A 7,395-nucleotide genomic window follows, 5' to 3' on the forward strand; every position below is an offset into this window, starting at 1 on the left:
CGGTCGCCTACTTCGCCAACCGCAGATGCGTCATCACCAGCAGCGGGGTCGAACCCCAGGTCATCAACGACGCATACGGATTCTTCTGGCTGGGCCAGCCGGTGAACTTCTTGTCGCTGGACAGGCCCCACAGGCCGCCGTAGAAGAGCGAGATCTCGGGCAGCTGCCCGTACACCACGTTCTGCAACTGGTCGGCGAGGCGCTGTTGCGCGGCCGGGTCGGTGGTCGTGCGCAGCGTGTTGAGCAGCTTGTCGGTCGCCGCGTCGCCGTAGCGCTCGTAGTTGGACGCGGTGGAGGTGCCCACCGCCTTCTTGAACGCGGAGTTCAGCAGGTTGTTGTAGTCCTGGTAGAGCGAGCCCGAGCCGCCGACGGTGCCCAGCGCCAGGTCGAAGTCGCCGTTCTGGAGGTCCTGCTGGTACGCCGCGGGCTGCGGCTTGTCGAGCTTGACGGTGATGCCGACCGCGCGCAGCTGCTGGATGATCTCCTGGGCGCCCTGGAGCCAGTCCGACCAGCCGTCCGGCACCGTGAGGTCGACGCTCAGCGGCCTGCCGGACGCGTCCACCAGCTTGCCGCCGTGCTTGGTGTAGCCGGCCTTCGCGAACGCGGCGAGCGCGGCGGCGGTGTCCTGGGTCACCATGCCCTGGTCCGGGATGGCGGTGTTGAGCGACGCCTTCTCGTTCGGCAGCAGCAGCCCGGTCTGGCTGGCCGCCTGCACATAGCCCTGCTCCGCCTTGTCGGCGATCTGCTGGCGGTCCAGCGCGAGCGACAGTCCCTTGCGGAAGTCGATGTTCTTGAACGGCGCCTTGGTGAGGTTGGGCAGCAGCGAGACGATGCCGCCGGGCGGGAACCAGTAGCTGTTGTGCTGCTCGTCCGCCTTCACCCAGGTCTTGTCGACGTTCGGGAAGAAGGAGTACGCCCAGTCGAAGCCCTGGGTGGCGATCGCCAGGTCCGAGCTGGAGCCCGGCACGACGACCTTCTGCACCTCGACCTTGTCGGCCTGCCAGTAGCTCTTGTTCTTCGCCAGGGTGTACTGGTTGGGCGTGAAGCGCGCCAGCGTGTAGGGGCCGGTGACCACCGGGTTCGGATCGGTGTAGGTCACCGGGTCCTTGACCTTGCGCCAGACGTGCTCGGGCACGATGAGCGTCTGCTCGATCAGCTTCGCCGCGGGCACGTCGGAGTTCTTCAGGTGGAAGACCACGTCGTCGCCGGCGACGGACACCGAGCGGATGTGCTGCCAGACGCCGGCGGTGTCCAGTGCGGCATGGGTGCGCAGCAGCTGGAAGGTGTACGCGACGTCGGCCGCGGTGAACGCCTTGCCGTCCGACCAGCGCACGCCCTGCCGGATGTGGAAGTCGACGGTCCTGGCGTTCGGCAGGTCGTAGCCGGTGGCGAGGAACGGCGTCTCGGCGCCGTCGAGGTTGTTGACGACCCCGAGCGGCTCGTACATCCACGTCGTCAGGTTGCGCTTGTTCGGCGAGAACGGGTTGAAGTTCCGGAACAGCGCCGGTGAGCCGTTGTCCGCGCCGCCGACCAGCAAGGTGGTCGGGCCGACGTTCGAGGTGCCGGACTTCACCGAGACCGAGCAGCCGGTGGCGACGAGCATGGCGGCGACCCCGAACGCCGCGGCGGCTTTCAGCCGTCTCCCGCTGGCACGCGTCATGGTGGGGTGATCCTCTCCCTTGAGGCACCTCCGAGGAGGGAGGGCACAGGCTCCTGCCTGCGCTTTCCGCACTGTATGCGCATACATTTCGTTTCCGCAAGGTTCCTGTTCTGTGAACTGCGCACGGCTTCGGGCGGTCCCCGGCGGCCCTCCCGGGCGGACGGTGGCCGTCTTCCCGGGAGGTACCGTGTGTGCTGCGTGTATGCGCATACGGGGAGCAGGCGTGTTCGCGCGCACCGGAAGAGGAGCACCAAGTGGCCACTGCGCGGAAACCGGCGACCGGCACGACCGGGACGCCGACGGTCTACGACGTGGCCGAGCTGGCCGGTGTGTCGATCGCCACGGTCTCCCGGGTCTACCGCTCGCCCGACGCGGTCCGCGCGCCCACCCGGGAGAAGGTGCTCGCCGCCGCCCGCGACCTCGGCTACGTCCCCAGCGGCAGCGCCCGCGGCCTGGCCAGCCGGACCACCGGCATCCTCGGCCTGTGCATCCCCGACCACGCCGACCCCGAGACGGACACCCCGGGCGACGGTGACGAGGGCGCCGCGACCCTCTACGCCGACCACATCATCCGCGGCATGGAGCGCGCCGCCCGCAGCCGCGGCTACGCCCTGCTGGTCGCCGCCTCGCTGCGGGACGGCCCGTCGAGCCTGGTCGCCACGCTGGCCGGCCACGTCGACGGCTTCGCGATCATGTCCAGGACCGTGGCCGCGCGGGAGCTGGAGACGGTCTCCCGCCGGATGCCGGTGGTCATGCTGGCCGGGCCGCCGGAGCTGGACCACCTCGACAACGTCCAGGTCGACAACCGGGCCGGGCAGCGCGAGCTGACCCGCCATCTGGTCGAGGAACACGGCCTGCGCCGGCTGGAGTTCGTCGGCGGGCCCGCGGACTCGCCGGACGCCGAGGCCCGTTTCCTCGGGTACCGGGACGCGTGCCGGGACGCCGGGCTGCCGGTGCCGGAGGAGCCCGCGCTGCGCGGCGACCTGACGCGGACCGCGGGGCGGGACGCGGCGCGCGCGCTGATCGACGCTGCCGGGGGCGCCGTCGCGGGGCCGGACGCCGCTGCCGGGGGCGCCGAACGCGGGCTGCCTGACGCGCTGGTGCTCGCCAACGACCAGATGGCCGTAGGGGCGTTGGAGGAGTTCGCCGCCCACGGCATCCGCGTGCCCGAGGACATCGCGGTGACCGGCTTCGACGGCATTCCGCTCGGTGCGATGGCCCAGCCGCCGCTGACCACCGTCCGCCAGCCGAGCCGGCGGATCGGCGAGGAGGCGGTCGCGCTGCTGGTGGACCGGATCGGGGCGCCGCCGCGCGAGCCGCACGCCCTCATGCTCCCGGTCGCGCTGGTGCTGCGGGCGAGCTGCGGCTGCGCGGAGTCGGTGCCGGCGCCGCGCCGCGGTTGACGGGCGCCCCAAGTCCCCTTCGGTTGAGGGCCCGTCGGCCGGGACCCGGGGCGCCTGCGGCCGGGTACGCCGTCAGTCCGCCGTGGCGACGTCGGCGTCCTCGTACGCGGAGACCTGGGCGCCCGGGGCGAGTTCGTAGACCGCGTAGGAGAACCCGGCGGCCTGGATGCCGGACGCGGTCAGCTCGACGCCGTGCGCGGCGAGCACCCGCGGGGCCGGGCCGCTCGCCGGCCAGGGCGCGCCCGCCGGTTCGCGGCGCCCGTTGACCACCACCAGGTGGCTCTCGCCGCGCAGGTAGACGAACGGGTAGTCCCGGTGCAGCACCCGTACGGTGCCGCCGCTGCGGAGCGCGGGGGTCTGCTTGCGCAGCGCGATCAGCCGGTGGACGTGGTGCAGCAGGGAGCCCTCGTCGGCCCGCTCGGTGGCCACGTCGGGCCGGTCCGGCGCCGGGTCGACCGGCAGGTAGTACCGCTCGGCGCCGGCGGTGGAGAAACCGGCCCCCGCGGAGGCGTCCCACTGCATCGGGGTACGGGACCCCTGGCGCGCCTCGGCGTCGAGCTGGCTGCCCTCCTTGTCCGGCAGCCCGGGGACGTACCGCATGCCGATCTCGTCGCCGTAGTAGATGACCGGCAGCGTGGGCCAGGTGAGCAGGAAGGCGAAGGCGGGCGCGACCATGTCGCGGGTGCGCGGGCCGCAGGTCAGCCGGGAGAAGTCGTGGTTGGCGGTGGGCAGGGCGATGTGGCCGGCGCCGTCGATCGCCTTGTCCGCCTCCCGCCAGGCGTCGAGGAAGGTGCCCATCGAGCCGCCGCCGTCGGGGTCGAAGTAGCAGGGGCCGATGGCCGGCCACGAGCCCTGGCTGCCGGTGCCGTTGTCCCACAGGGAGCGCAGCGCGGTGCCGGTGAAGTGCAGGAAGAAGTCCGCGTGGAATCCGGCCGGCACCGACGTCTTGGGGTCGCCCCACTCCGACAGCAGGATGCGGCCGGGGTACTCCCGGTCGATCCAGTCGCGCATCTCGGCCCACAGCCGGCCGGTCTCGACCGACCCCGGGTCGTCCTTGACCAGCGAGGCGGCCATGTCGACGCGGAAGCCGGACACGCCCCGGTCGAACCAGTACGCCATGACCTCCCGCAGCGCGGCGCGGTTGGCCCGCGGGCCGGGCGCGTCCACCGGCTGCCGCCACGGCTCGGCCGGGTCCGGCCGGGCGTAGCCGAAGTTCAGGGCGGGCTGGATGGCGTAGAAGTTGGCGAGGTAGTAGCCGCCGCGCCCGGCGTGGTTGGGAATCCAGCCGCGCACCGGGGCCCCGACGCGGTCGGACCAGATGTACCGGTCGTCGTCGGGGTTTCGTATCGACTCCAGGAACCACGGGTGCTCGTGGGAGGTGTGCCCGGGCACCAGGTCGAACATGATCCGCATCCCGCGGGCGCGGGCGGCTTCGATCAGCGCGTCGGCGTCCTCGTTGCTGCCGTAGCGCGGGGCGATGGTGAGGTAGTCGCTGATGTCGTACCCGCCGTCCCCGAACGGCGAGGCGAAGCAGGGGCTCAGCCACAGCGTGTCCACGCCGAGCCAGGCCAGGTGGTCGAGGTGCTCGCGCACCCCGCGCAGGTCCCCGATGCCGTCGCCGTTGGAGTCGGCGAAGGCCGCCGGGTAGATCTGGTAGATCACGGCTTCGGAGAGCCATGCCGGTGGGCGCCGGTGGGCGCCGGCGCCCGTCGTGCCGTGCGGTTGTCCGTCGAGAGCCACAGATGCCCTTTCCTCGAAGCGAGATGGTGATGGCGCTGTCACCATGTAAGCGCATACGCGCGGTGATCGGGGACGCCGGCCGTATGACGTTCCCCCCAGGGCGCCGCGGCCCTTCCGGCCCGGCGGGGGCCGCGCCGGCGTCCGGCGGTGGGCCGCTGTTCACCAGGATTTCCCCTGCCGCCCCGTGCCCGCGGCAACCCGGCCCGCATAGGGTCTGCGGGCCGGCAGGAGATCGTCAGGAGCAGCGGTGTGCGGCGGGGGCGCACGCCGGGGGGACACGGCCGACGGTCGAGGGGACCGGGGCCGGATCTGACGGCACCCGCACGCAACGCACCACCGGCACTCGGGCAGCACCGGGAGCAGTCCGCCTCGTTGAGCGGTCGGCCGCCCGCGCCCGCGGGCCGGAGCGCGCACCGCCACCGCACCTGCTGCACGCCGGCACACACCGTATGCCGTAGGTCGATGCCGCACGGCATCGCATCTTTGGGGGGCTCCACGTGAAAGCTCGTACGCGCCGCGGTCTCGCGGCGCTCACCTCGGCCGCGTCGCTGGCCACCGGCCTGCTGTACGTGACCGCACAGCAGGCCGGGGCGATGACGGTCGCCGCCGGCACCGGCCAGATCTCGGTCGTCGACTCCTTCGGCGTGAACACCGCCGACGCCGACGCCAACGAGGCGTCGGAGGTGCCGAACCTGCCCGACACCGCTCGGCTCTCCGCCAACTGGGCCCCGGACGGCAGCCGTCTGGTGGCCGGCGGCCAGGACCCGACCCGGCTCACCAGCACACGCCTGGTCGGCTCCCCCTCGCACGTCACCACCGAGTGGCCGCAGGGCGCCTCCGGCGCGCAGTACACCGACGCCGCCTTCTGGCTGGACGGCAGCGACATCGTCACCAGCACCGGCCAGGAACTCTTCTACGGCCCGTCCGACGCCTCCTACGGACAGCAGCCGCTGCTGACCGGCGACAACCAGCAGCCGGCCGGGACGTGCGACACCCACCCGAGCGCCAGCATCCTCGGCCCGCTCGCCTTCGAACGCGCCACCTGCGGTGAGACCGGTTCGGACATCTGGACGCTCGACCCGAGCACGAACGCCGTGCGGCGGATCGTCTCCGACGGCGCCGACCCCGCCTACTCCGCGGACGGCAGCCAGTTGGCCTTCACCCGGGTCGTCGACGGCTACCGCCAGATCTTCGCCGCCGCCGCCGACGGCACCGGCGCCAAGCAGATCACCACCGACGCCGTCAACCACGTCGACCCCGCCTGGGACCCGGCCGGCGGGCGGATCGCCTATGGCGCCGCCACCTCCTCGTCCGCCTCGGCCGACGCCGCCACCACCAGGATCGTCAACCTGGCCAACGGCATCAGCACCGTCTACAGCAACAGCGGCACCAAGCCCGCCTGGCAGCCGGTCCGCAACAACACCCTCGACCGGGTCTACGGCACCGGCGGCATCACCATCGACCAGGCCGCGTCCCGCTTCACCTTCGACACCACCGGCGCGACCCACGAGCCCGGCCTGATCACCGCGCACTCCGCGGTCCTGGTCGACAAGGCCAACGCCACCTACGCCACCCCCGCGATCTCGCTCGCCGCGGAGAAGCAGGGCCCGATCGTGCTGACCTCCAGCACCTCGCTGGACGCCACCGCCACCGCCGAACTCAAGCGCACCCTCCCCAAGGGCAGCACCGTCTACCTGGAGGGCAACACCTCGCAGTTGAGCGCCACGGTGCTCTCCCAGGTCACCGCGCTCGGCTACACCGCGCTGCGCATGGACGGCGCCGACCTGGCCTCCGTCTCGGCCCGTACGGCCGTCCAGATCACCAAGAAGCCCGACTGGGTCTTCGTCGCCGACGGCATGGACTACCACGACCCGGTCGCGGCCTCCACCGCCGCCGGCGCCCTCGGCTACCGCGGCCTCGGCGTGGTCCTGCTCACCAAGGGCACGACGATCCCCGCCGCCGTGAAGACCTACCTCAACTCCCTCGACCCGGACACCACCGGCCTGGTCTCGGTCGGCGCCAACGCCCGTACCGCGCTGGAGAACACCCCGCTCGCCGCACAGTGGCAGTTCTACGACGTCAGCGGCAGTTCCTACGAGCAGACCGCGGTCAACCTCGCCCAGTTCTGGTGGACCTCGCCCAACGTCGCGACCGTGGACGGCGGTTCCACCTGGTCCAACGCCGTCACCGGCAACGCGGTCACCGCCACCTACGGCCCGGCCCTCTGGTCGGCCGCCGACTCCCTGTCCCCGCTGACCGCCGGCTACCTCACCAAGGAGTCCGCGAGCATCCAGGAAGTCGTCGCCTTCGGCGGCAACGACTCCTACGCCCCCGCGGCCCGCACCTCCATCGGCAACGCCGTCGCGATCAGCAGCGCCCAACTCACCACCGTCTGGTGGGCGGGCGGCGCCGCCCCTGCCGCCGCCTCTGCCAAGACCGCGGCCAGGGCCCTGCCGACCCTCCGCGCATCCACCACCACGGACCGCCTCGCGCCCACCCTCCAGCCCCACGGCACGCACCGCTCCACCCCCACCGCCCGCACCCCCTGACGGGGCCGGACACGACTGCGGGGGCGGTGCGCTTATGTGCGCA

General features: G+C 72.4%; 4 protein-coding genes. 2 read left to right on the plus strand and 2 right to left on the minus strand.

Annotation, left to right across the window (positions count from 1 at the left end; translation table 11 throughout):
- Positions 1-7: 7 nt before the first annotated feature.
- A complete protein-coding gene (locus AC3EVP_RS08780) occupies positions 8-1,660 on the minus strand; it encodes an ABC transporter substrate-binding protein (RefSeq protein WP_435127825.1) in 1,653 nt (550 codons plus the stop codon).
- A 254-nt stretch (positions 1,661-1,914) separates the two neighbouring features.
- Between AC3EVP_RS08780 and AC3EVP_RS08785 the strand changes: the two genes are divergently transcribed.
- On the plus strand, positions 1,915-3,063 hold the full coding sequence (locus AC3EVP_RS08785) for a LacI family DNA-binding transcriptional regulator (RefSeq protein ID WP_335982381.1): 1,149 nt from the start codon (positions 1,915-1,917) through the stop codon (positions 3,061-3,063).
- A gap of 72 nt (positions 3,064-3,135) precedes the next feature.
- Here the strand turns inward: AC3EVP_RS08785 and AC3EVP_RS08790 are convergent, their stop codons facing one another.
- A complete protein-coding gene (locus AC3EVP_RS08790; RefSeq protein ID WP_435127828.1) occupies positions 3,136-4,803 on the minus strand; it encodes an alpha-amylase family glycosyl hydrolase in 1,668 nt (555 codons plus the stop codon).
- A gap of 497 nt (positions 4,804-5,300) precedes the next feature.
- Here AC3EVP_RS08790 and AC3EVP_RS08795 point away from each other — a divergent pair, with 497 nt between their 5' ends.
- A complete protein-coding gene (locus tag AC3EVP_RS08795; protein ID WP_435127832.1) occupies positions 5,301-7,352 on the plus strand; it encodes a TolB family protein in 2,052 nt (683 codons plus the stop codon).
- Positions 7,353-7,395 lie beyond the last annotated feature (43 nt).

The sequence above is a fragment of the Actinacidiphila sp. bgisy144 genome, from assembly GCF_057708105.1.

What these genes read in the sequence shown, in the direction of transcription:
- AC3EVP_RS08780 (WP_435127825.1), bottom strand. Translation starts at nt 1,660, where the DNA reads ATGACGCGTGCCAGCGGGAGACGGCTGAAAGCCGCCGCGGCGTTCGGG.